Origin of the sequence: Halalkalibacillus sediminis, assembly GCF_002844535.1 — a bacterium.
GTDB lineage: Bacteria > Bacillota > Bacilli > Bacillales > Alkalibacillaceae > Halalkalibacillus_A > Halalkalibacillus_A sediminis.
In genome coordinates this window covers 1-286 of sequence record NZ_PJNH01000009.1, presented here as the reverse complement: position 1 = coordinate 286, position 286 = coordinate 1, and the positions used below count along the sequence as shown (strand labels likewise).

Below are 286 nucleotides of genomic sequence, written 5' to 3'. Positions count from 1 at the left end.
TGCCCGGCAGCGTCCTACTCTCACAGGGGAAGAACCCCAACTACCATCGGCGCTAGAGAGCTTAACGGCTGTGTTCGGCATGGGAACAGGTGTGACCTCTCTGCTATAGCCACCGGACAAGTATGAAGTTGTTGATACACCTTCAAAACTAGATAAGAATCAAAGCGCAAGCACGAACCAAAGCGTCATTACCGCAAATATTGAAGTTAAGTCCTCGATCGATTAGTATCCGTCAGCTCCATGTGTCACCACACGTCCACCTCGGACCTATCAACCTCATCGTCTC

At 50.3% G+C, this 286-nt stretch carries 2 rRNA genes; both read right to left on the bottom strand.

Annotated features, from left to right (window positions below):
* Window position 1 precedes the first annotated feature (1 nt).
* Window positions 2-117, bottom strand: a 5S ribosomal RNA gene (rrf, locus tag CEY16_RS14995).
* 85 nt (window positions 118-202) lie between these two features.
* Window positions 203-286, bottom strand: a 23S ribosomal RNA gene (locus CEY16_RS14990); the annotation flags it as partial.